Raw genomic sequence first — 21753 nt, 5'->3', positions numbered from 1 at the left:
CATCACTCCAAGATTCTCATGATCCCGAACCGGCGTTCATCGCCTTGTCATGAGCGTTCTTTTAGTGCGGAAAACAGAACATTCCGCTAATTTATTGAGTTAAATATGACTGAGGCTCACAGTTAGGATTTTAGCGATCATTCCCGCACCGTCGTAAACAACCACCTTATATCAATGACTTAAGGTAATTTCGATACTGCGACACACTCTGGTTTGTGCCGTGGAGAGTACAGAAATGACACGCAAAACGCCGCGTTTTGTCTCAATCGGCCGGCGGATAAGAATGCTCGTTGCCGCGATAATCGGTGACGGAATAACATCCGTCGCCTGTCGCCCGGATCGCGCTCCCACTGACGACCGCCTTGCCGTGACCGCCTGGGATATCGAGGATATAGGCCGGCTGGCAGAGACCGGAAATCCGCCCGCGCAGCGCCGCGACGATCTCCTGCCCCTCCTCGATCGTCACTCTGAAATGACTGGTGCCGGGCGCCAGATCCGGATGATGGAGGTAATAGGGTTTGACGCGGATTTCGACGAAGGCCTTCATCAGCTTCGCCAGCACGTCGGGATCGTCGTTGACACCCTTGAGCAGCACCGACTGGCTGACCATGGCGATGCCGGCATCGACGAGGCGGCCGCAGGCCGCCCGCGCTTCCGGCGTCAGTTCGCTGACATGATTGGCGTGCAGCGCCACATACACCGTCTTGCCGCTCGCCTTCAGCGCGGCGATCAGCGCCGCATCGATCTTCTCGGGGTCGACGACCGGAACACGCGTGTGGAACCTGATGATCTTCACATGTGCAATGCCGGCAAGCGCTTCCATGATCTCGCGGAGCCGGCGCGGCGAAAGCACCAGCGGATCGCCGCCGGTGAGGATGACCTCCCAGATCTCCTCATGACCGCGGATATAATCGAAAGCGGCCTGCATCGCCGCCGCATCGAGCGTGCCGAGGCCCTGCGGCCCCACCATTTCGCGCCGGAAGCAGAAGCGGCAATAGACTGGGCAGACATGCACGGCTTTGAGCAACACACGATCGGGATAGCGGTGAACGATGCCTTCGACGGGGCTGTGGGCATGATCGCCGATCGGATCGGCGCGTTCTTCCGGGGCGATCGTAAGTTCGGCTGCATCGGGCACGAATTGCCGAGCGATCGGATCATCGGGATCGGCTCGATCAATGAGCCTGCTGATCGCAGGCGTCAGCGCAACCGCGTAACGCGCCGCCACCTCCTCGAGCGCTTCGCGATCGGCAGGCGCGACCAGCCCCGCCTTCACAAGATCGTCGACGCTCTTGATCGGTTTGACGACATTCATCTTCCAACCTCCGCCACCGGCGCCCAGAGCACCTGGTCGATGCGCGATGCTCCCGTCGCCAGCATCACCAGCCGGTCGAAGCCAAGCGCGATACCGCTTGCCTCGGGCATCAGCGACAGCGCGGCGAGGAAATCCTCGTCGATCGGATAGGTCTCGCCGTAGACCCGCGCCTTCTCGGCCATCTCGATCTCGAACCGTCGCCGCTGTTCGGCAGCGTTGGTGAGTTCGCCGAAGCCATTCGCAAGCTCGACGCCGCAGGCATAGAGCTCGAAACGCTCGGCAACTCTAGGGTCGCGTGCCGAGGGACGGGCAAGGGCTGCCTCCGAGACCGGATATTCGTCGAGGATGGTGATGCGGCCGAAACCGAGATGCGGCTCGATCTTTTCGACCAGCACCCGGCTGAAGAGATCGGCCCAGCCGTCGTCATCGGCAACACGCATGCCGACGCGCTTCATCTCGGCGGCCAGATGGTCGCGATCGGTCGAACCGTCGGCGGCGACCGAGGCGAGAAGATCGATGCCGGCATGACGCTCGAACGCTTCGGCAACGCTGATTCGCTCCGGCCCGGCGAAGGGATCGCTCTCGGCGCCGCGATAAGCAAGCTTCCCGGTCTTCACCGTCTCAGTCGCCAGCGCCAGGATCCGCACGCAATCCATCATCAGGCTCTCGTAGCTTTCGCCGGCCCGATACCATTCGAGCATGGTGAATTCGGGATGATGCAGCGGCCCGCGCTCGCGGTTGCGATAGACATGGGCAAAACACGAGATGCGCTCCTCGCCCGCCGCAAGCAGCTTCTTGCAGGCGAATTCCGGCGAGGTGTGCAGGTAGAACGGTGCCTTTTGCCCATCCGTCGTCAGCGCTTCCGTCGCGAAGGCATGCAGATGCGCCTCGTTGCCGGGAGAGACCTGCAGCACCGCCGTATCCACCTCGATGAAATCCTCGCGCGCGAAAAACCCGCGCAACGCCGCCTGGATCGCATTGCGTCCGATCAGGAACGGACGGCGGTCGGCATGCACGGACGGGGTCCACCAGGGGGACGCTTTCGCCGAAGAGTTCATTCCAAGCTTTCTTCGCCGGAGAGGCCGGTATGGGGGGTGGCTATTTCCCGGATTTTAGGTTAGTTGCGCCCCAAAGAAAAACATTTGCGTCTTCGGAGCGTCTCGGCAGTCATCTACGACGCCGAAAGCCGAGTTACAAGGAAGTCTTATGGTCAAGGTCATCGCCTCTTCGGTCCGCAAGGGCAACGTTCTCGATGTCGACGGCAAACTCTACGTCGTTCTCACCGCCCAGAACTTTCATCCGGGCAAGGGCACGCCGGTCACCCAGGTCGACATGCGCCGCATCGTCGACGGCGTGAAGGTTTCCGAGCGTTGGCGCACCACCGAACAGGTCGAGCGCGCCTTCGTCGAAGACGTCTCCTTCCAGTTTCTCTATGAAGACGGCGAAGGCTTCCACTTCATGAACCCGGCGAGCTACGATCAGGTCGTCGTCGATGTCGCCACGATGGGTGACGACAAGGCTTATCTGCAGGAAGGCATGTCCTGCATCCTCTCGATGCATGAAGGTATTGCGCTGGCGCTCCAACTGCCGCGCCACGTCACGCTCGAAATCATGGAGACGGAACCGGTCGTCAAGGGCCAGACGGCATCGTCCTCCTACAAGCCGGCGATTTTGTCGAACGGCGTGCGCGCCATGGTGCCGCCGCACATCAATGCCGGCACCCGCGTCGTCATCGCCACGGAAGACAATTCCTACGTCGAACGCGCCAAGGACTGATCCTGGTTTCAGCCTATCGAAGAGGCCGGCTCACGCCGGCCTTTTTTGTATCCGCGTCTCAACTAAATAGTCAGAGCATGATGTCGTCCGAAAACCGCACACACTTTTGCGCGACATGCTTTAGAGATGCGGGTTGCGCGGCCGGTATTTCTTGACGAGCTTCTGGTTGATCTCGGCAGCACCCGGCATGTTGGCGCTGAGATAAATTGGAGCATCGCCGGATTTGGAAAGCTCCGAGGCGACTTCGGCGAAGATCGCATTGATCACCGTCACCCCGACCGCCGTCGAGACTGGCCCAACCCGAAGCCCCGTGCCTTCGAGATCGATAACGGCGTCACCCGGTGGCAGCCCGTTGTCGAGCACCACATCGGCCACGTCGGCGAGCCGCCGGCGGCCATTGGCGATCGCTGAGGAGTAGGCGATCGACGTGATGGCAATCACCTTTGCGCCGATTTCGCGCGCATAGTCGGCGGCCTCGATCGGCGCGGCGTTCACGCCCGAATTGGAGGCGATGATGATGACATCGCCCGGCTGCATGCCGTAACGCTCCAGCATCGGCCGCACCAGGCCCTGCGTGCGCTCATAGACCGAACTGATGACCGCGCCCTCATGCAGCATGGCCGAGCCGACGAGTACCGGCACGGTGAAGGCGAGCCCGCCGGCACGATAGTGCACCTCTTCCGCCAGCATATGCGAATGGCCGGTGCCGAAGACATAGACGCGCTTGTCGCCGCGGGCAGCATCGAGGATGACGGCTGCTGCCTGCGCCATCGGCTGGGCAAGCGTCTGCTTCAGTTCTTCCAGCCGACCGATAAGGTTTGAGAAATAGGCATCGGTAATGTCGGTCATCCCACTTCTCCTAGAGCATGTCGCGCAAAAGTGTGCCGCGGTTTTGCGATAACGACATGCGTAAAAACAAAGATCTAAAGCGCGAAGAGCGAATCTGAAAGATCGCGACGCGCCTTAGCGTTCAGGCCGCTTCGCCGCTGAGCCAGGTGGCGGTGACGGCAAGCGCATCGGTGAGATGCACGAGATCGGCACGCGCGCCCGGCGAGAGATGGCCGCGATCGCCAAGCCGGAGGAACCGGGCCGGATAAAGGGTCGCCATACGCAAAGCCTCGGCGAGCGTCAGGTCGAGATAGGTGACGCCGTAACGGATCGTCGAGATCATGTCGACATCGGAACCGGCCAGCGTACCGTCGGACAACACCAGCTTCGAGCAGAAGCCGCCCCTTTCGCGCCGGACGGTGCGCCCGTTCAGCGTGAACGAATCCTTCTCCGACCCGACGAGCGACATCGCGTCGGTGACGAAAAACAGCTTGCCTTCGCCGCGTTTGGCGCGCAGCGCCGTGCGCAGGGCCTTCGGATCGACATGATGGCCGTCGGCAATAATGCCGCACCAGGTCGAGGGATGATCGATCGCCGCGCCGACGAGACCGGGCGCCCGGTGTCCCAACTGGCTCATGGCATTGAAGAGATGCGTGACGCCCCGCGCGCCGGCATCGAAACGTTCTTCTGCCGCCTCGCTCGAACAATCGGAATGGCCGATGCTGACGGTGACGCCGGCTTCCGCAAGCTCGCGCACCTGGGCAACCGTCACCTGCTCGGCGGCCATGGTGACGAGCAGCGTGCCGATCGCCTCGCGCGCCCGGATGAAGGCCTTGACATCGCGGCCCTCCACCGGCCGCATCAGTTCGGCCAGATGCGCGCCCTTGCGCGCAGGCGCCAGATGCGGGCCTTCGAGATGCAGGCCGGCGACGCCGCGGTTCATTTTCACCGCCTCCTTGGCCGCCTCGATGGCGGCAATGGAGGCCTCTGATGTATCGGTGATCAGCGTCGGCAGCAGCGACGTCGTGCCATAGGGTCGGTGCCCGCCAGCGATAATGTCCATCGAGGCAACGGAAGGCTCGTCGTTCAGCATCCGCCCGGCACCGCCATTGACCTGCGCATCGATGAAACCGGCCGACAGAACGCCGCCGGCAAGCGTCACCACTTCGCCGTCCGGCAGATCATTTCTGGCAGCGATCGCTTCGACGCGGCCGCCGGCAACGATGAGGGCCTTGTCGTCATGGAAGCGCTCGCCGTCGAAAATGCGGGCGCCGAGGAAGATCTTTCGGGCCATCAGACCGTCTCCGTCACCTTGAGCAGGTTTGCCGGCTTGTCGGGATCGAAGCCCTTGCGGCGCGTCACCGACTCGATCAGCCGGTAATAGACAAGCAGCGACACCAGCGGATCGACGAGGCCGTTGCCCGTCGTCGGTACGCGCAGATGGACGCCAGAAAGCGGCTGCGTCGAGAAGCCGACGGTGGTGGCGCCGAGTTTCTGCAGGCGTTCCAGCGCCTGCACATTGTTGGCGAAGGCCGCGTCGTCAGGCGCAAAGGCGACGATCGGGAAGCCCGGCTGCACCAGGCGCATCGGACCATGCATCAGTTCCGCCAGCGAGAAGGCCTCGGCATGCAGGCCGGAGGTCTCCTTGGCCTTCAACGCCGCTTCGAGCGCGATCGCAAAAGCCGGGCCGCGGCCGGCGGTATAGAGCGAGGTCGCGTTGAAGAGCACTTCCTCGGCTGCCGCCGTGTCGATGCCGGCAGTTGCCGAAAGCGCCTCCGGCAGCTTGCCGAGCGCGGCCTGCAGATCGGGCGCGCCGCCGATCGCAGCCGTTACCCCGGAAAGGGCTGCGACCGAGGCGATGAAGGATTTTGTCGCAGCGACACTCTTTTCGGCACCGGCATTGAGGCCGAGAACGATATCGGCCTGTTTCGCAAGCGGGCTGTCGGTGACGTTGACGACGGCGATTGTCGTCGCTCCGCCCTTCTTCGCTGCGTCCTGCAGCGCGACGATGTCGGGGCTGGCACCCGACTGCGAGACGGTGAAATGGACACCGCCCTTCAGATGCAGCGCCGCGCCATAGACCGAAGCGATCGACGGGCCGACCGAGGCGACCGGCACGCCACAGGTGATCTCGAACAGATATTTGAAAAAGGTGGCGGCGTGGTCCGAGGAGCCGCGCGCCGCCGTCGTCACCACGCTCGGGCGGGCGGACGAAAACAGCCGGGCGATCTCGGCAAAGACCGGTTTTTCCTTTTCGAGCAGCGTGGCCACCACCTCGGGCGATTGGCCGGCTTCCTGCAGCATCAGTGACTGGTTGTCATTCATAGGTCATCTCCGATTCTCAATTCGGCAACGAAATCATAGGCATCGCCGCGATAATGCGAGCGGGTGTATTCGACGACGCGTTGGTCTTCCAGGCGCGACACACGTTCGATCAGGAGCGCCGGCGCGCCTGATTTGACGTTCAGGATCGCGGCTGAGGACGGGTCGAGCGTGACCGCCGTCAGCCGCTGCAGCGCGCGCACGGGCCTGTGGCCGCTGGCCGTCAGCGCATCATAGAGCGATCCCTCGCCGCCGGCATCGTGCCCCAGGAACTTGATAGGCACCACGGCGCGTTCGATCGCCAGCGGCAGGCCGTCGGCAAGGCGCAAGCGGTCGAGTCTCAGCACCGGCTCGTCGCCGCCGAGACCGAGTAGGAAGGATTCCTCCGGCGACGGCGTGTTGACCGCCCGCGACAATATCCGTGCGGCCGGCAGACGCCCGCGCGAACGCATGTCGGCAGAGAAGGAGGAAAGCCGCCACAGCGACTGTTCCATGCGTTCCACCCGGCTCGATACGAAAGTACCGCTTCCGTGGCGCGATTCCAGTGCGCCGGATGCCATCAGATCGCGATAGGCGGTGCGCACGGTGACACGGCCGAGCTTCAGAGCCTCGGCAAGGTCGCGCTCGCCCGGCAGCGCGGTGCCGGGCTTCAGCAGCCCTTCCTGAATGAGGCCGGTCAGCGTCTGCGCCAGCCGCTTGTAGAGCGGCCCGGTCAGCGCCTCGTCACGCAGGCCGCGGCTGTTCAGTTCCGCTATCAGACTGGTTCTATCCATGGGCACACAATAGAACCTATATAGAACCAATCGGCAAGGCAGAATCGAGCGCGGAACGAAAAAACCCTCGCCGACGGACCGGCAAGGGTTTCATAGCGCTCAAATTTGACAGCCGTGCGTCGACAGCGCCGCGCGTTTAGAAAACGCGCGGCGCTGGAGGATGCTCAGTTCTTGGTGAAGATATAATCCGTTTCCTGGCGCAGCACTTCGCCGGGGCGCAGGACCGCATTCGGAAAACCTTGGTGATTGATGGCATCCGGCCAGATCTGCGTCTCCAGGCAGAAGCCGGCGAATGGGCCGTATTTGCGCCCGCCGATGCCGGGCACCGCGACATCGAGCTTGAAGCCGGCATAGAACTGCACGCCTGGCTCCGTGCTACGCACTTCCAGCGACACACCGGAATACAGGCTGCGGGCAAGCGCGACGCTCCGCTTGGCGGTACGCTCGCCCGACAGGCAGAAATTATGGTCGTAAAACGCTTGTTGGCTTCCGACGAAACGCCTCATCGGCGCCATCTCGCGGAAATCGAATTCCGTGCCCTCGACGGGACGGATCTCACCGGTCGGCACCTGCTTCTCATCGGTCGGCAGATAGTGATCGGCTGCAATCATGATGTCATGGCCAAGTGCATCTTCGCGGCCGTCGAGGTTGAAATAGGCGTGCTGGCAGACATTGGCGAGCGTCGGCTGGTCGCTGGTCGATTCGTAGGTGATCGACAGTTCACCATTGCCATGCACCCAGAACGTCGCCTGGATGGTGCAATTGCCGGGATAGCCGGCGCGGCCATCGGGATCGACGATCTTCAGCACCACGCGGTCGACGTCATGCTCGACGATCGTCCAATTGCGTTTGGCGATATTGTCGCTGCCGCCATGCAGATGCGTGACGCCGTTTTCATTCGGCTCGAGCTGATAGTCCTTGCCGTCAAGCGTGAACCTGCCGCCGCCGACGCGGTTGGCGCAGCGGCCGGGCGTCGCGCCGAAGTAGGACGAATAAAGCAGATAGTTGTCGAAATCGTCGAAGCCGAGCTGCAGCGGCGCATCATGTCCCTCGAGACGCAGATCCTGGATGACCGCGCCCCAGCTGATGATCTTGGCCGTCAGCCCGCCGCCCTTGATCACGACGCGATAGACGGTCTCGCCCGCCTGCGTCTGCCCGAAAACGTCCCGCTCCAACTTATCCGACATGATCGACCGTCCATTCTGTCCCTGCTGAAAATTCCTCAATTCGGAATCGATTTGAGGAATGTGCAGCGATTGAAAGTGTGCATTGCACGTCCGACGAAGACGCGCGGTGTGGTAGGCTTCAGGACAGGAACCTGCCCGGATTTGCTTCGATCCGCAACCGGCGGATCAGAAAGAAAAGCCGCAGCAGTGGTGCGGCGGCATCGGCTCCCGGCGCGATCGGCAACGGTCAGAGATCGGTGCCGATCTCTTCCACATCAAAGGGCGTCGTCTGGTAGATTTCGTTGATCCAGTTGCCGAACAAGAGATGCGCATGGCTGCGCCAGCGGTTCTGCGGCGCAAGCGCCGGATCGTTATGCGGGAAGTAATTGTGCGGCATCTTGATCGGCACGCCGGCATTGACGTCGCGGAAATACTCGTCGGAAAGCGAGGTGGAATCATATTCGACATGGTTGAACATGTAGAGCCGCCGGCCTCTCTTCTCGTGCACGAGGCAGACGCCCATTTCGCTGGACTCCATCAGGATCTCCAGGCTTTCGGATGTCTCGATATCGGCGCGGCGCACTTCGGTCCAGCGCGACACCGGCACCTCGAAATTGTCGGAAAAGCCGTTGAGATAGATCGAGGAAGGCTTCAGATTCCGGTGGCGGTAGACGCCGAAGGCCTTCTCTTTCAGCTCGTATTTCGGAACGCCGTGAAAATGATAGACCGCCGCCATCGCGCCCCAGCAGACGTTCATCGTCGAATGGACATTCGTTTCCGTCCAGTCGAGAATCTCCTGCATCTCCGGCCAATAGGTGACGTCCTCATAGGGCAAAAGCTCGATCGGCGCCCCGGTGATGATGAAACCGTCGAACTTGCGGTGCTTTACCTCTTCCCAAGTCTGGTAGAAGGCAAGCAGATGATCCTCAGACGTATTCTTCGCCTTGTGGCCGCCGATACGGACAAGCGACAGCTCCACCTGCAGCGGCGAGGCGCCGACGAGACGGGCCATCTGCAGCTCGGTCTTGATCTTGTTCGGCATGAGGTTGAGCAGCCCGATCTGCAACGGTCGGATATCCTGACGGATCGCCAACGTCTCGGTCATCACCCGCACACCCTCCTGAACGAGGGTTTCGAAGGCGGGCAGCGTATCGGGGATCTTGATGGGCATTGCGGTCACTCGATCAAAAACAAAAAACCGGCGGCGACAAAAATCGCTACCGGTCCGCACGCGGCCCTTTAGCGACTTTTTTAACGTGGCTGCAAGCCGGCCGGCCAAATCACCACGGAGGCCTTAATTAGACCCAGTCTGATTGCGAATCAACTGGCGAATACATGCAGGAGAAACTCATGCAAGCATCATCACACTTTAATGACTGATAGAATCTGTTGATAGACCGGTAACGCCACCATGTTATTTATAGGGGCATGGGCGATTTGGAAAAGCGTAATGGCAGATAAGATCGAGAGGAGGCTGGGCATCGGAAGGCAGGATAGGGTAGGGTATGATTTAAGCCTGACATATCGCCTCGGCGTCATGTTCTCAGCATTCTGGAATTCGGAAGTGCGTGGCAAGGTGCTGTTTCTGGCGACCGTGCTGATCCTCGTCATCCTGGCGACATCCTACGGCCAGGTGATTTTGAACGAGTGGAATGCTCCTTTCTACGACTCGCTGGAGCGCCGCGACCTCGGCGAATTCTTCCACCAGCTCGAAATCTTCGCGATGATCGCCGGCACGCTGCTGCTGCTCAACGTGCTGCAGGCCTGGCTGAACCAGATGACCGCGCTCTATATGCGCGAAGGCTTGTCGCGCGATCTGGTTGACCAGTGGCTGAAGCGCAAGCGGGCGCTGCGGCTTGCCTCCAGCGGCCTGATCGGCGTCAATCCGGACCAGCGCCTGCACGAGGATTCCCGCAACCTCGCCGAAAGCACGACAGGACTGGTTCTCGGCCTGCTGCAGTCGACCATTCTCCTGGTGAGCTTCATCGGCGTGCTCTGGGAGCTTTCGAGCGGCTTCATCTTCCGCATCAGCGGCCACAGCTTCTCCATTCCGGGCTACATGGTCTGGGCGGCGATTTTCTATGCCGCTTCCGCCTCGGTGCTGAGCCAGGTCGTCGGCCGCAAGCTGGTGAAGCTCAATGCCGACCGTTTTTCGAAAGAGGCCGAACTTCGCTTCACGCTGATGCATGCCAATGAGAACATGCCGGCAATTACCGTTGCCCGCGGCGAGGAGAACGAGCGTCGGCGTATCAACACCGATATCAGCTCGGTCCTGACAGTCGTCAAGCGGCTTGCCATGGCCAATACCAATCTCACCTGGGTTTCGGCCGGCTATGGCTGGCTGGTGATCGTCATTCCGATCATCGTTGCCGCTCCCGCCTATTTCTCCGGCGGTCTCACCCTCGGCCAGCTGATGATGTCCGTCGGCGCCTTCAACCAGGTCAACACGGCGCTGCGCTGGTATGTGTCCAATTTCGGCCCGATCGCCGAATGGCGCGCCACGCTGATGCGCGTCACCGATTTCCGCCAGGCGCTGGTCGAGATGGAAGAGGACTTCGACCTGAAGGACAGCATCGCCTATGAAAACGCCGCGCCCGGCACGCTGACGCTGAAGGACGTGGTGATCGTCGCCAAGATCGGTGAAGACATCGAGGAATGCGGCGGTTTCCGTCTGCGTGAAACCGATGTCGTGATCAAGGCCGGCGAAAAGATCATGATCAACGGCGATCACAGCGTCAATCGCAAGCTGCTCTTCCAGGCGATGGCCGGCCTCTGGCCGTGCGGCAGCGGCACGATAGGCCTGCCGCCAATCGACGATATGCTCTTCGTGCCGCAGGTTGCCTATGTTCCCGGCGGCACGCTGCGCGAGGCGCTGGCCTTTCCCGAACGTCCCGAAGCCTACGAGAAAGCCGACGTCGAGGCGGCCCTCGACAAGGTTGGTCTGCATTCGCTGATCGCAAGGCTCGAAACCCGCGCCCGCTGGGACAAGCTGCTCGACAGCGACCAGCAGAAGGCGATCGGATTTGCCCGGCTGCTTCTCGTGCGCCCGCGCTGGATCATCTTCGACGAAGTGCTGGAAGGCATGGAGCCGGAATTGCAGGAAACAATGGCCAAACTTCTCACCTCGATGCCCGAAAGCGGCATGATCTATATCGGCCGCTCCGAGGCCTATCTCGAGGCGCTGAGGCCGCGCGTGCTGCATCTGCAGGCGCTGCCGTCAGCATCCGAGGAGCCGCCTGCCGTCCAGACCGGCGCCAGCGCCAGTGCGGGCGCTGCCGCCGTGCCCGCGCCCGCGCTTTAATGCATGCCGTCCAAAAGTGTGGAGCGGTTTTGGGATGTCGGCATGCATAAGACGAGGATTTGAGCCGCTGGTCACATCGGCGGTATGACGCCGTTGAGGCCGACGGCGATCTGGCTGGCCGAGATGCTGCCATCCGCCGCCTTCTCGCCGGTGACGACGACGCCGGCACCGGCCTTCATATCATCCTTGGTCGCAGGCGCCAACGTCACGATCGGCGTGCCATCGGCAATCGTGATGGTCTTTTCCTTGCCCTGATAGGTCAGCGTGATCGTGTGGCCGTCGACGGACTTGACGGCGTTGCTGACAGTCGCGTTGGTCATCTGGCTGTTCGGCTGCGCATCCCAGGGACGGTTGCCCTCACCGGTTCCCTTCATCGACGCCGGAAAGATCAGCACCTCGATCGCCCCGTCCGGGCCCGTGCCCTTCGGAAGCGAAGCGACGCCAACGAAATCGCCGGGTTTGATATCCTCGACGGAAGCTTTTTTGATGCCGCCGACCTTCCAGCCGGCTTTCAGCGCGACCGTCGCATCGCTGCCCTCGCGCGTCTTGACGACCAGCGTATCGCCACTGAGGCTTTCGATTGCGCCGCGAACACGAATGCGCTGGGCATCCTGCGCCTGTACGGCTTGCGACAAGGCAAGCGCGACGAGGCTGCCGGCAGTAAGTGCTGTGAAACGGGAATGAGGCTTGCGAGACATATGACTTTTCCTTGTCGCCATTGCGATCGGCAATATCCCCGGCTGCCGGACGGCACCTTATGCCGCAGGACGACACACTGACGAATCAAGGAAAAGTGAGCCTTCAGGTCTGAGAAAATCTCAGCCTTCCAGCTCTTCCCGCAGCATTTCGAGCTCCAGCCACTCCTCTTCCATGTCAGTCAGGCTGGCGCGCAGTTTTTCCATCTCGCCGGCAAGCCGGTTGAAGGCTGCGGGATCGCGCGTGAAAAGATTGGGATCTGCCATCACCTGTTCGCGCTTGGCGATTTCGGCTTCGGCCTTCGCCATTTCCTTTGGCAGGTTTTCCAGTGCGAATTTCTGCTTGAAGGAGAGCTTGACCTTCGCGCTGCCTGAAGCTGTTGCTTGCTGGGTCTTCGGCTTCTCCGCCGCCTTCTCGGCCCTCTTACGCTCCTCGAGCGCGCCCTTGCGCTGTACAAGCATGTCCGAGTAGCCGCCGGCATATTCGATCCAGCGACCATCAGGCGCATCCGGCACGGCCGGTGCGATCGTCGAGGTCACGGTGCGGTCGAGGAAATCGCGGTCGTGGCTGACGAGAATGACGGTGCCGGGAAAGCCGGCGACAATCTCCTGCAGGAGATCGAGCGTTTCGATATCGAGATCGTTGGTCGGCTCGTCGAGGATCAAGAGGTTCGTCGGACGCGAAAGGATGCGCGCCAGCATCAGCCGGGCGCGTTCGCCGCCGGAGAGGTTTCTGATCGGCGTACGCGCCTGTTCCGGCTGGAACAGAAATTCCTTCATGTAGCCGGTGACATGGCGCTGCTCGCCGTTGACCAGCAGGTTTTCGCCGCGCCCATCCGTGAGATAGTTGGCAAGCGTATCCTCGGGATCAAGATCCTCGCGTTTCTGGTCGAGCGTCGCAATCTCAAGATTGGTACCGAGCTTGACGATGCCGCTATCGGGTGAAAGCTGCCCGGTCAGCATCTTCAGCAGCGTCGTCTTGCCGGCGCCGTTCGGCCCGACCAGACCAATGCAGTCGCCGCGATGCACGCGGATCGAAAACGGCGTGACGATTGCCCGCTCGCCGAAGCTCTTGGTGATCTTGTCGGCCTCGATCACCAGCTTGCCGGATTCCTGCGCGTCAGAAACCGTCGCCTGCACCGTGCCCTGCGGCCCCTTGTGGCCGCGATAGTTCGAGCGCATCGTCTGCAGCTCGCCAAGACGGCGCATGTTACGCTTGCGCCGCGCCGTGACGCCGTAGCGCAGCCAGTGCTCCTCGCGCTCGATCGACTTGCCGAGCTTGTGCTGCTCCAACTCCTCGGCCTCCAGCACCTGATCGCGCCAGGCTTCGAAATGCGCAAAACCTCTGTCGAGCCGGCGCGAGGTGCCGCGGTCGAGCCAGACGGTTGCCGTCGAGACTCTTTCGAGGAAACGCCGGTCGTGCGAGATCAGCACCAAGGCGCTGCGCGTCTTTTGCAGCTCGCCTTCCAGCCATTCGATGGTCGGCAGGTCGAGATGGTTGGTCGGTTCGTCGAGCAGAAGAATGTCCGGCTCCGGCGCCATAACCCGGGCAAGGGCTGCGCGCCGCGATTCGCCACCGGACAGCATTCTGGGGTCTTCATCGCCGCTCAGACCGAGATGCGACAGCAGATAGGTGACGCGATAGGGGTCATCGCCCGGCCCGAGGCCCGCCTCGGCATAGGCCTGCACCGTGTTGAATCCGGCAAAATCCGGCGCCTGTTCGAGATAACGCACCGTCGAGGACGGATGGCGGAAGACCTCGCCGGACTGCACCTCGACCAGGCCGGCAGCAATCTTCAGCAGCGTCGATTTTCCCGACCCGTTGCGCCCGACGAGACAGATTTTGTCACCGGGCTCGATCTGCAGGCCAGCACCCGCCAGAAGCGGTGCGCCGCCAAAGCTCAGGAAGATGTCGTCGAGTTTCAGAATGGGAGGGGCCAAAAATCAGACTCCGGAAAGATCATAGGGCCGGGCGAGCACGATTGCCCGGCCGCTGCGGAGCGAAAAGCGAATCTTGCCTTCCGCAACATTGGAAATGGTGCGCGACGAGCCGAAAGGCAGATGGAAATCTGCCAGCGGATAACGCGCATTCTCGATGGTAAGCCCTCTCAGCTCGCTGAATCCGGGCACGGAAAACAGGCTGCCTTTGGGAAGGTCCAGTTCGATCGTACCAGCAACCAGCGGCACCGCCTCTTCCTTGCCGGAGGTCAGCAGTACGTCAAAACCCTCTTCCGCCAAGCTGACGGCCGATAGCAGATGTTGAAGCGCATGGTCGGAACGTTCGCCGCCGAGCGCGCCGGCCAGGATCAGCCGCCGCGCACCCCGCGCGATTGCTTCCGCAACTGCGATTTCACCGTCCGTCGCCGCCTTCGCTGCCGGATAAGGCTGTTTCGGCACATCGGGAAATGCATCCGCGAGATCATCAGGCGTCGAATCGAAATCGCCGACCCAGAGCTCCGGCGTAATACCGAGTGCTGCCGCATGCCGCATGCCGCCATCGGCCGCAATAAAGCGGCTGTCTTCGATGGCATCGCGCAGGCGCTCCGTCAGGCTGAGTTCGCCGCCAAGGAGAATGGTGAAGGTGGATTGGCTCATGGGCATTGCCCTTAGCGCAAACGAGGGGTCGAGGGGAAGGGCCGGCGAACGCCGGCGTCTGCCTCAGCCCGGCGTATCCTTGTCGCGCGACAGGAAAACCGCCTCGTAGCCGCCGATGAAGCGCTCGAAAAGCGCTGCGAAGCGCTCGACATCCTCCTGTGGCCAGTCGGAAACGATCTCGGAAATGATCGCAAGCTTCTGCGCGACGATCTCGGCAAGCAGATCCTGGCCGACCTCGGTCATGACGACGACGATCCGCCGCGCATCGGCCTGCGAGGCCTCGCGGCGCAGCACGTTACGCCCGACCATGTCGGCCACCACCCGGCTTGCCCGTGACGGATCGATGCGCAGCATCTCCGCGATCATGCCGACCGTGACCTCGCCGGCAGGCTGCGCCCTGCGCACGGCATCGAGCACGTCGAGATGCGAAAGCTCAAGGCCCGGTGCAGCACTCTGGATCGCCAGCCGGCCGATCAGCCGCCGCCCGGTCATCAGCCGCATGCGCGCCATGCTCCGGCCGATACGCGGCACGTTTTCACGATCCGGCTCGGCCGGCTCCGCAGAAGGGGTCTTGGTCAGGACGTCGCTCATCACAGGACCATAACAGAGCCGATTCAAAAATTGAATATGCCGATGTCATTAATGTGCCATTGACAACTATATGCTGTTAGCACATAAAAGTGCGTCAACCCGGAACGATGCCTCCCATGGACATGCAACTCGCGCCTGCGCCGCTCGTGACGGATCCTCGTCGCCGGCTTATCCTCTTCTTCTTCCTGATGACCGCCATGTTCATGGCGACGCTTGATAATCAGATCGTCTCCACGGCGCTGCCGACGATCGTCGGCGAATTCGGCCATCTCGAGCGCTTCGGCTGGATCGGCTCGGCCTATCTCCTGTCGCTGAGCGCCGTCATGCCGGTCTACGGCAAGCTCGGCGACCTGTTCGGCCGCAAATACGTGATGATGACGGCGATCATGATCTTCACTGTCGGCTCAGCGGTCTGCGGCCTTGCGGTCTCGATGAATACGCTGATCGCCGCCCGTGTGCTGCAGGGCCTTGGCGGCGGCGGCATCATGGTATCGATCTTCGCCGTCAACGCCGACCTGTTCGAGCCGCGCGAGCGGGCGCGCTACCAAAGCTATTCCAGCCTCGTGCTGATGGCATCGGGCGCGATCGGCCCGGTGCTCGGCGGTACGATGAGCGATCTCTTCGGCTGGCGCTCGATCTTTCTCGTCAACGTGCCGATCGGTTTCATCGTGCTCACCGGCCTTGCCTTCATGCTGCCGTACCGCAAACCGCATCGCCGCCCCAAGATCGATTATGCCGGAGCGCTTCTGCTTGCCATGACGACGACAAGCATCGTGCTTGCCACCGACAGCAGTGAACTGTTCGGTGCATTGATTTCGCCTGAGAGCATCGGCATCGTCATCTTCGGCGTCGTCTGCGCCGTCACCTGGGTGTTCGTCGAGCGCCGCGCGCCCGAACCGATCGTTCCCCTGCAGCTGTTTCGCAATTCGACCTTCAGCCTGCTCCTGGTGATCTCGATCATGGGCGGCGCCATCGCCATCGGCATGGTCAATTATCTCGCCCTCTTCCTGCAGACCACGACCGGCCTTTCGCCGTCTGCCGCCGGCCTGCTCTTCATCCTTCTGACCGGCGGCCTCGTCTGCGGGTCGCTTTCCGCAGGCCGCATCATCTCGAAGACGGGGCGCTACAAGCCCTTCGCCATCGCAAGCCTCACCTGCAGCGCCATCGCCTTTGCGCTGATGTCGCAGATCCACGCCGGAACGCCGATCGCCTTCATCGGCGCGGTCATGATGCTGCACGGCATCGGCATCGGCCTTGCCCAGCAGGTTCCCGTCATCGGCGTGCAGAATGCGGCACCCGCTCGCGACGTCGGCGCCGCCACCGGCTCGGTGACGCTGTCGCGCATGGGCGGCGCCTCGATCGCCATTTCCATCTACGGCGCCATCATCGCCTCTGAGCTCGGCAAGGTCGGCGTCTCCATTCCCGGCGTCGCCGATATCAAGCAGCTGACGCCGAAAATGATGGCCGCACTTCCCGAAGCGAGCCGCCAGGCCGTCGCCGATACCTATGCCGCCGCTTTCTCGCCGCTCTTCATGACTTCCTGCGCCATTGCGCTGATCGGCCTTGCTGCCGCCATCATGCTGAAACCCGTGCAGCTGCCCCGCGCCGGCGAGACGACGAAGCCGCAACCGGCGACGGCAGAAGCCGCCGAATAGTCGAATCGTTACCTGCGAGAGAATGCTTCATCAGGAGGCGTTCCCTCTCGATGCCTATATCAAGGGTTGCAATTTTCTCGTAGGACTGTCGCTATCGAGCCGGTTGCTTCAATCGGGCCGTTCTTTTTCCGCGCCGTCGACGAATCTCGGCTTTGTGACGGAACTTTCGCCATAATTTCATCCGAGCGAAAGGAAGCCTTAATGCCTGAGGCTTGCTAAAATGCAACGGCGCCACATTTAAACAGAGTCTCGCTATGCAACCGATGCGTAAATCAGCTACAGCAACGACTTGTATCGGCCGATTGTGCAGCGCGAGATCAGGGGTGCGCACCTGTTGAGTTCCCCTTGCCACGGTCGGTCCGAATCTGCGGCAAACCGGCAAAACAGCGACATGATGCGGAGAAACAGACTGGACAGCTTGACGACGTGGAAATCCCCCGCGCTTTCCAGTGATGCCATCTCCGCGCCGCGGCGCTTCGCGCGTCGCATGATGCTGCTTTCGACCCTCGCAATGGCGCTGAATGGCTGTCAATCGCTGATCGACCAATCCTATCAGCCCAGTGTTTCGCCTTCTTCCAATCCGCAGATCGTCGACGAGGTGCAGAAGAACGATCCGCGCGCGGCGATGGGCGCCCGTGAGCATCCGCGCATCGTGGCTAGCTATGGCGGCGAATACAAGGACGCCAAAACCGAGCGCCTCGTCGCCCGCATCGCCGGCGCGCTGACGGCGGTGTCGGAAAATCCGAGCCAGTCCTACCGCATCACCATTCTGAATTCGCCGGCGATCAACGCCTTCGCGCTGCCGGGCGGTTATCTCTACGTTACCCGCGGCCTGCTCGCCCTTGCCAACGACGCCTCGGAAGTCGCCGCCGTGTTGTCGCACGAAATGGGCCATGTGACGGCAAACCACGGCATCGAGCGTCAGAAGCGCGAAGAGGCTGAGGTCATCGCCAGCCGCGTCGTCGCCGAGGTCCTCTCCAGCGACATCGCCGGCAAGCAGGCGCTTGCCCGCGGCAAGCTGCGGCTCGCCGCCTTCTCCCGCCAGCAGGAGCTGCAGGCCGATGTCATCGGCGTGCGCATGCTCGGCGAAGCCGGCTACGACCCATATGCCGCCGCCCGGTTCCTCGATTCGATGGCCGCCTACAGTCGCTTCATGTCGGTTGATCCCGAAGCCGACCAGAGCCTCGACTTCCTGTCGAGCCATCCGAATTCGGCCCAGCGCATCGAACTTGCCCGCACCCACGCCCGCGCCTTCGGCCAGGAAGGCTCGGTCGGCGACAAGGGTCGCAATTATTATCTCGACGGCATAGACGGACTGCTCTACGGCGACAGCCCGGAAGAGGGCTATGTGCGCGGCCAGACCTTCCTGCATGGCGGTCTCGGCATCCGCTTCGACGTGCCGCCGGATTTCCACATCGACAACAAGGTCGAAGCGGTGATGGCCACCGGCCCGAACGACATTGCCGTCCGCTTTGACGGCGTCGCCGACAATCAGAACCAGAGCCTCACCAACTATATCTCCAGCGGCTGGGTGACCGGCCTCGACCCGTCGACCATCCAGCCGATCACCATCAACGGCATGGAAGCAGCCACCGCGCGCGCCAGCGCCGACCGCTGGGATTTCGATGTGACCGTGATCCGCAACAATTCGCAGATCTTCCGTTTCCTGACCGCCGTGCCGAAAGGCAGCGGCGCCCTTGAGCCAACGGCGAATGTGCTGCGCGCGAGTTTCCGGCGCATGACGCCGGCAGAGGCCGCCTCGCTGAAGCCGCTGCGCATCCGCGTCGTCACCGTTCGGCCGGGCGAGAACATCTCGACACTCGCCGCCCGCATGATGGGCACAGACCGCAAGCTCGATCTCTTCAAGCTCATCAACGCCCTGCCCACGGGTGCAGCCGTTGCAACAGGCGATCGCGTCAAGATCATCGCCGAATAAAAAAGGCCCGGCTTGCGCCGGGCCAGTCTGTGCTGCTGGAGGGGATAAACATCTGGCGCAAAACTGTGCGGCGGTTTTGCGACAATGACCGAAAGCGCGACGCGCTTTCGGTTCAGGCGTAGGCCGCCATATGCGGATCGGCGCTGACGAGCGCGCTGCGAAGTTTCTCCATCGCCCGGCTTTCGATCTGACGCACGCGCTCCTTGGAAATGCCGAGATCGGCACCGAGCTCTTCGAGCGTGGCACCATCTTCCGCCAGTCGCCGGGCGCTGATGATCTTCATCTCGCGTTCGTTGAGATGTTTCAGCGCCGAGGCGAGCCAGACGCGGCGGCGCTCGCCGTCGATCATGTTGGACACCTGCTCGTCCGGCAGGGGATCGTCGCTGACGAGGAAGTCCATCTTCTCCGCGCTCTCGGCATCGCCGGAGACCGAAGGCGCCTGCAGCGAGGCGTCGTTGCCGGAAAGCCTGGCATCCATCGTCTGCACATCCGAGAGGCTGACGCCGAGGGCCGCGGCGATTTCCTGGTGAATGGATTGCAGCGTCAGCTGCGTGTCGCCCTTGGCGAGCTTGGCGCGCAAACGGCGCAGATTGAAGAACAGCGCTTTTTGCGCCGAACTCGTGCCGCCGCGCACGATCGACCAGTTGCGCAGGATATAATCCTGGATCGACGCCCTGATCCACCAGCTTGCATAGGTGGAAAAACGCACGTCGCGTTCCGGCTCGAAGCGGGCGGCGGCCTCGAGCAGACCGACATAGCCCTCCTGCACCAGATCGCTCATCGGCAGGCCGAAATTGCGGAACTTGCCCGCCATGGATATGACAAGGCGCATATGGGCCATGGCGATCTGGTTGCGCGCGCCGCGGTCGTCGTGATCCTTCCAGCGGGTGGCGAGATCGTGCTCTTCCTGACGAGCGAGATAAGGCGCGGCCATCGCGATTTTGATCATGCGCCGATCTGCAGACATGTTCTTCATTTCGATCTCCCGAAACAGGCCTCTCGCCCTGAAATGAACAATAAAACTCATCTTCCGGAACATCGCTGTCCGGATTCAATGGGGTTCTGAATGCATAAAAACCTCGCCCCTGGACTTTTCAGGGGGAGGCCCTACTTTTCATCATGTGCCGGTAAGACGGCTGGGCAGGATCTGTTTCTTCACCTTGCCGGATGGGCAATATAGAAAAGGCATGATCCGCTCCTCATCGAACATTGACGGAATAGCAGTTCGCCCGTGAGGCCATTGCCCGACGAGCAGTCCGCAATTACGTGTGATAAACGCGGCAGTCGGGAAAAAGTTCCAATAAAAAAACCCGGCTCGAAGGCCGGGTTTTTTGACAGAAAAACAGGGTCGCTTTATGCGGCTTCGTCCTGTGAATCGTCTTCTTCGATCGCCTTGCCGCGCTTCGGACCCTTGTTGAGATTGGTCTCGACGAGGCGGACGGCTTCGGTTTCCGACATCTTGTTGACCGCGGCGATTTCGCGCGCCATGCGGTCGAGCGCAGCTTCATAAAGCTGGCGCTCGGAATAGGACTGTTCAGGCTGGTTCTCGGCACGATAGAGATCGCGCACGACTTCAGCGATGGAAATCAGGTCGCCGGAATTGATCTTGGCATCATATTCCTGGGCGCGGCGGGACCACATGGTGCGCTTGACGCGCGCCTTGCCCTGCACGACCTTCAAAGCACGCTCGACGAAATCCGTTTCCGAAAGCTTGCGCATACCAATGCTCATCGCCTTCGCGACCGGAACCTTCAGACGCATCTTGTCCTTCTCGAAATCGATAACGAAAAGTTCGAGCTTCATGCCGGCAACTTCTTGCTCTTCGATAGCGGTGATGGTACCGACGCCATGAGCGGGGTAGACGATCGATTCACCGGTCTTGAAGCCGTGACGTGCTGTAGAAGGTTTTTTCTGCTGAGTCGTCATTCTATTCAAAAACTCCCTGTTACGCTTCCGGCGGCGGCCGGAGCCGGGTCAGTCAGGCCCGGGTGAGACGGTAGTATCCGTCGGGTGACTTCACTCTGGTCCCATCGGGCAAAAGCAAAGACTTCTTGCGCACGATCTTGGGACCCGGCGCTCAAAGCGTTGATATGTCACGGAAACCGTGTACGGATTTGTTTTGCTTTCGTGATGGTTTTGGGCATGCGTTATGCCACAAATGGAACAGTAGACGAAACCTATCATAAAAATATGAGGAAATCAATAATTTGCTTCGCTTGAGTCATGCGGGCAACACATGTCACCCATATGCCTCACGCAGCTTTTAAAACGTTTTGCCCTACGGTCGCCCGAATCCGGAGGCCGAATGTGAGCGCTGTCTCAATCGCCGGAACCGGGCTTCTCCGAAAAATACTTCTCGAATTTTCCGGTCTCGCCATCCATGTCCTTGGCCTCGGGCAACGGGTCCTTCTTGACCGTGATATTCGGCCAGATCGTGGCATATTCGGTGTTGATTTTCAGCCATTTGTCGAGGCCCGGCTCGGTATCGGGCTTGATCGCCTCGGCGGGACATTCAGGTTCGCAGACGCCGCAATCGATGCATTCGTCAGGATGGATGACGAGGAAATTCTCGCCCTCATAGAAGCAGTCGACAGGGCAGACTTCCACGCAATCGGTGTATTTGCACTTGATGCAATTGTCGGTCACGACATAGGTCATGAAGAACTCCAGGATTTCCATGCGGATGGGGCCGGGCAACCTGGAACGTCGCGCCTATCCCCGTGCCGGAGGAAAGCGTGAGCAGGCTTGGGAGGCAAGCACGCTTCCGGCAGGTTGTCAGTGCACTATCGGCTTTAGCGCC

Annotated in this window: 19 protein-coding genes and 1 riboswitch; of the genes, 4 read left to right on the top strand and 15 right to left on the bottom strand. The window is 61.4% G+C overall.

What is annotated here, in order from left to right:
• Positions 1–262 precede the first annotated feature (262 nt).
• Entirely contained in the window at positions 263–1315 is a 1053-nt protein-coding gene (locus GR198_RS16320) for a lysine-2,3-aminomutase-like protein (RefSeq protein WP_029870845.1), read from the bottom strand.
• Complete coding sequence (epmA, locus tag GR198_RS16315) at positions 1312–2373, bottom strand: EF-P lysine aminoacylase EpmA (RefSeq protein WP_029870844.1); 1062 nt, start codon at positions 2371–2373, stop codon at positions 1312–1314. Before epmA ends, GR198_RS16320 begins: the two co-directional genes overlap by 4 nt.
• Positions 2374–2521: 148 nt before the next feature.
• Here epmA and efp point away from each other — a divergent pair, with 148 nt between their 5' ends.
• Complete coding sequence (efp, locus tag GR198_RS16310; RefSeq protein ID WP_012759420.1) at positions 2522–3091, top strand: elongation factor P; 570 nt, start codon at positions 2522–2524, stop codon at positions 3089–3091.
• A 120-nt stretch (positions 3092–3211) separates the two neighbouring features.
• On the opposite strand, the gene GR198_RS16305 is transcribed toward efp, so the two are convergent.
• The 6 genes from GR198_RS16305 to metA all read right to left on the bottom strand — a co-directional run bounded on the left by GR198_RS16305 (position 3212) and on the right by metA (position 9351).
• Positions 3212–3940: an SIS domain-containing protein gene (locus GR198_RS16305; RefSeq protein ID WP_029870843.1), complete on the bottom strand. Its 729-nt coding sequence runs from the start codon at positions 3938–3940 to the stop codon at positions 3212–3214.
• Positions 3941–4061: 121 nt separating this feature from the next.
• Positions 4062–5213: an N-acetylglucosamine-6-phosphate deacetylase gene (gene nagA / locus GR198_RS16300; RefSeq protein ID WP_029870842.1), complete on the bottom strand. Its 1152-nt coding sequence runs from the start codon at positions 5211–5213 to the stop codon at positions 4062–4064.
• The gene (locus GR198_RS16295) at positions 5213–6244 is read right to left on the bottom strand and encodes an SIS domain-containing protein (RefSeq protein ID WP_027668523.1); all 1032 of its coding nucleotides are present in this window, start codon (positions 6242–6244) and stop codon (positions 5213–5215) included. The genes nagA and GR198_RS16295 overlap by 1 nt, the downstream gene beginning before the upstream one ends.
• Positions 6241–7014 (bottom strand): GntR family transcriptional regulator, encoded by a 774-nt coding sequence (locus GR198_RS16290; protein WP_003543751.1) that lies wholly within the window; start codon positions 7012–7014, stop codon positions 6241–6243. The genes GR198_RS16295 and GR198_RS16290 overlap by 4 nt, the downstream gene beginning before the upstream one ends.
• A 164-nt stretch (positions 7015–7178) precedes the next feature.
• Positions 7179–8201: an aldose epimerase family protein gene (locus tag GR198_RS16285; RefSeq protein ID WP_029870841.1), complete on the bottom strand. Its 1023-nt coding sequence runs from the start codon at positions 8199–8201 to the stop codon at positions 7179–7181.
• Between the two features lie 226 nt (positions 8202–8427).
• Positions 8428–9351 carry a homoserine O-acetyltransferase MetA gene (gene metA / locus GR198_RS16280; RefSeq protein ID WP_029870840.1) on the bottom strand — a complete coding sequence of 308 codons (924 nt, stop codon included), beginning with the start codon at positions 9349–9351 and terminating at the stop codon, positions 8428–8430.
• Between the two features lie 48 nt (positions 9352–9399).
• A riboswitch (SAM riboswitch) is annotated at positions 9400–9477 on the bottom strand.
• Between the two features lie 114 nt (positions 9478–9591).
• Between metA and GR198_RS16275 the strand changes: the two genes are divergently transcribed.
• The gene (locus GR198_RS16275; protein ID WP_172643794.1) at positions 9592–11481 is read left to right on the top strand and encodes an ABC transporter ATP-binding protein/permease; all 1890 of its coding nucleotides are present in this window, start codon (positions 9592–9594) and stop codon (positions 11479–11481) included.
• Between the two features lie 71 nt (positions 11482–11552).
• On the opposite strand, the gene GR198_RS16270 is transcribed toward GR198_RS16275, so the two are convergent.
• The 4 genes from GR198_RS16270 to GR198_RS16255 form a co-directional block, all read right to left on the bottom strand.
• Positions 11553–12179 carry a hypothetical protein gene (locus GR198_RS16270; protein WP_029870838.1) on the bottom strand — a complete coding sequence of 209 codons (627 nt, stop codon included), beginning with the start codon at positions 12177–12179 and terminating at the stop codon, positions 11553–11555.
• 120 nt (positions 12180–12299) lie between these two features.
• The gene (locus GR198_RS16265; RefSeq protein WP_029870837.1) at positions 12300–14117 is read right to left on the bottom strand and encodes an ABC-F family ATP-binding cassette domain-containing protein; all 1818 of its coding nucleotides are present in this window, start codon (positions 14115–14117) and stop codon (positions 12300–12302) included.
• A 3-nt stretch (positions 14118–14120) separates the two neighbouring features.
• A complete protein-coding gene (locus tag GR198_RS16260; protein WP_029870836.1) occupies positions 14121–14777 on the bottom strand; it encodes a thiamine diphosphokinase in 657 nt (218 codons plus the stop codon).
• 57 nt (positions 14778–14834) lie between these two features.
• Entirely contained in the window at positions 14835–15362 is a 528-nt protein-coding gene (locus tag GR198_RS16255) for a MarR family winged helix-turn-helix transcriptional regulator (RefSeq protein ID WP_026158935.1), read from the bottom strand.
• 116 nt (positions 15363–15478) lie between these two features.
• Between GR198_RS16255 and GR198_RS16250 the strand changes: the two genes are divergently transcribed.
• Together GR198_RS16250 and GR198_RS16245 are read left to right on the top strand one after the other, a co-directional pair.
• On the top strand, positions 15479–17017 hold the full coding sequence (locus GR198_RS16250; protein ID WP_029870835.1) for an MDR family MFS transporter: 1539 nt from the start codon (positions 15479–15481) through the stop codon (positions 17015–17017).
• Between the two features lie 391 nt (positions 17018–17408).
• A complete protein-coding gene (locus GR198_RS16245) occupies positions 17409–18953 on the top strand; it encodes a M48 family metalloprotease (protein WP_029870834.1) in 1545 nt (514 codons plus the stop codon).
• A gap of 112 nt (positions 18954–19065) precedes the next feature.
• Here the strand turns inward: GR198_RS16245 and GR198_RS16240 are convergent, their stop codons facing one another.
• The 3 genes from GR198_RS16240 to fdxA form a co-directional block, all read right to left on the bottom strand.
• Positions 19066–19929, bottom strand: coding sequence for an RNA polymerase factor sigma-32 (locus tag GR198_RS16240; protein WP_012759432.1), 864 nt, complete (start codon positions 19927–19929; stop codon positions 19066–19068).
• Positions 19930–20306: 377 nt separating this feature from the next.
• Positions 20307–20879 carry a CarD family transcriptional regulator gene (locus GR198_RS16235; protein ID WP_003543775.1) on the bottom strand — a complete coding sequence of 191 codons (573 nt, stop codon included), beginning with the start codon at positions 20877–20879 and terminating at the stop codon, positions 20307–20309.
• A 393-nt stretch (positions 20880–21272) separates the two neighbouring features.
• Positions 21273–21611 (bottom strand): ferredoxin FdxA, encoded by a 339-nt coding sequence (gene fdxA / locus GR198_RS16230; protein WP_003543777.1) that lies wholly within the window; start codon positions 21609–21611, stop codon positions 21273–21275.
• Positions 21612–21753 lie beyond the last annotated feature (142 nt).

Origin of the sequence: Rhizobium leguminosarum (assembly GCF_010668065.1) — a bacterium.
Lineage (GTDB): Bacteria > Pseudomonadota > Alphaproteobacteria > Rhizobiales > Rhizobiaceae > Rhizobium > Rhizobium leguminosarum_S.
This window is presented reverse-complemented; position numbering and strand designations above follow the sequence as displayed.

Bases quoted from the DNA above. Each gene is read 5' to 3' on its own strand.
- GR198_RS16260 (WP_029870836.1), bottom strand. From the start codon at position 14,777: ATGCCCATGAGCCAATCCACCTTCACCATTCTCCTTGGCGGCGAACTC.
- GR198_RS16290 (WP_003543751.1), bottom strand. From the start codon at position 7,014: ATGGATAGAACCAGTCTGATAGCGGAACTGAACAGCCGCGGCCTGCGT.
- GR198_RS16285 (WP_029870841.1), bottom strand. From the start codon at position 8,201: ATGTCGGATAAGTTGGAGCGGGACGTTTTCGGGCAGACGCAGGCGGGC.
- GR198_RS16270 (WP_029870838.1), bottom strand. From the start codon at position 12,179: ATGTCTCGCAAGCCTCATTCCCGTTTCACAGCACTTACTGCCGGCAGC.
- GR198_RS16305 (WP_029870843.1), bottom strand. From the start codon at position 3,940: ATGACCGACATTACCGATGCCTATTTCTCAAACCTTATCGGTCGGCTG.
- metA (WP_029870840.1), bottom strand. From the start codon at position 9,351: ATGCCCATCAAGATCCCCGATACGCTGCCCGCCTTCGAAACCCTCGTT.
- nagA (WP_029870842.1), bottom strand. From the start codon at position 5,213: ATGGCCCGAAAGATCTTCCTCGGCGCCCGCATTTTCGACGGCGAGCGC.
- GR198_RS16240 (WP_012759432.1), bottom strand. From the start codon at position 19,929: ATGAAGAACATGTCTGCAGATCGGCGCATGATCAAAATCGCGATGGCC.
- GR198_RS16275 (WP_172643794.1), top strand. From the start codon at position 9,592: ATGTTATTTATAGGGGCATGGGCGATTTGGAAAAGCGTAATGGCAGAT.
- GR198_RS16295 (WP_027668523.1), bottom strand. From the start codon at position 6,244: ATGAATGACAACCAGTCACTGATGCTGCAGGAAGCCGGCCAATCGCCC.
- GR198_RS16320 (WP_029870845.1), bottom strand. From the start codon at position 1,315: ATGAATGTCGTCAAACCGATCAAGAGCGTCGACGATCTTGTGAAGGCG.
- GR198_RS16235 (WP_003543775.1), bottom strand. From the start codon at position 20,879: ATGACGACTCAGCAGAAAAAACCTTCTACAGCACGTCACGGCTTCAAG.
- epmA (WP_029870844.1), bottom strand. From the start codon at position 2,373: ATGAACTCTTCGGCGAAAGCGTCCCCCTGGTGGACCCCGTCCGTGCAT.
- GR198_RS16245 (WP_029870834.1), top strand. From the start codon at position 17,409: ATGATGCGGAGAAACAGACTGGACAGCTTGACGACGTGGAAATCCCCC.
- fdxA (WP_003543777.1), bottom strand. From the start codon at position 21,611: ATGACCTATGTCGTGACCGACAATTGCATCAAGTGCAAATACACCGAT.
- efp (WP_012759420.1), top strand. From the start codon at position 2,522: ATGGTCAAGGTCATCGCCTCTTCGGTCCGCAAGGGCAACGTTCTCGAT.
- GR198_RS16250 (WP_029870835.1), top strand. From the start codon at position 15,479: ATGGACATGCAACTCGCGCCTGCGCCGCTCGTGACGGATCCTCGTCGC.
- GR198_RS16255 (WP_026158935.1), bottom strand. From the start codon at position 15,362: ATGAGCGACGTCCTGACCAAGACCCCTTCTGCGGAGCCGGCCGAGCCG.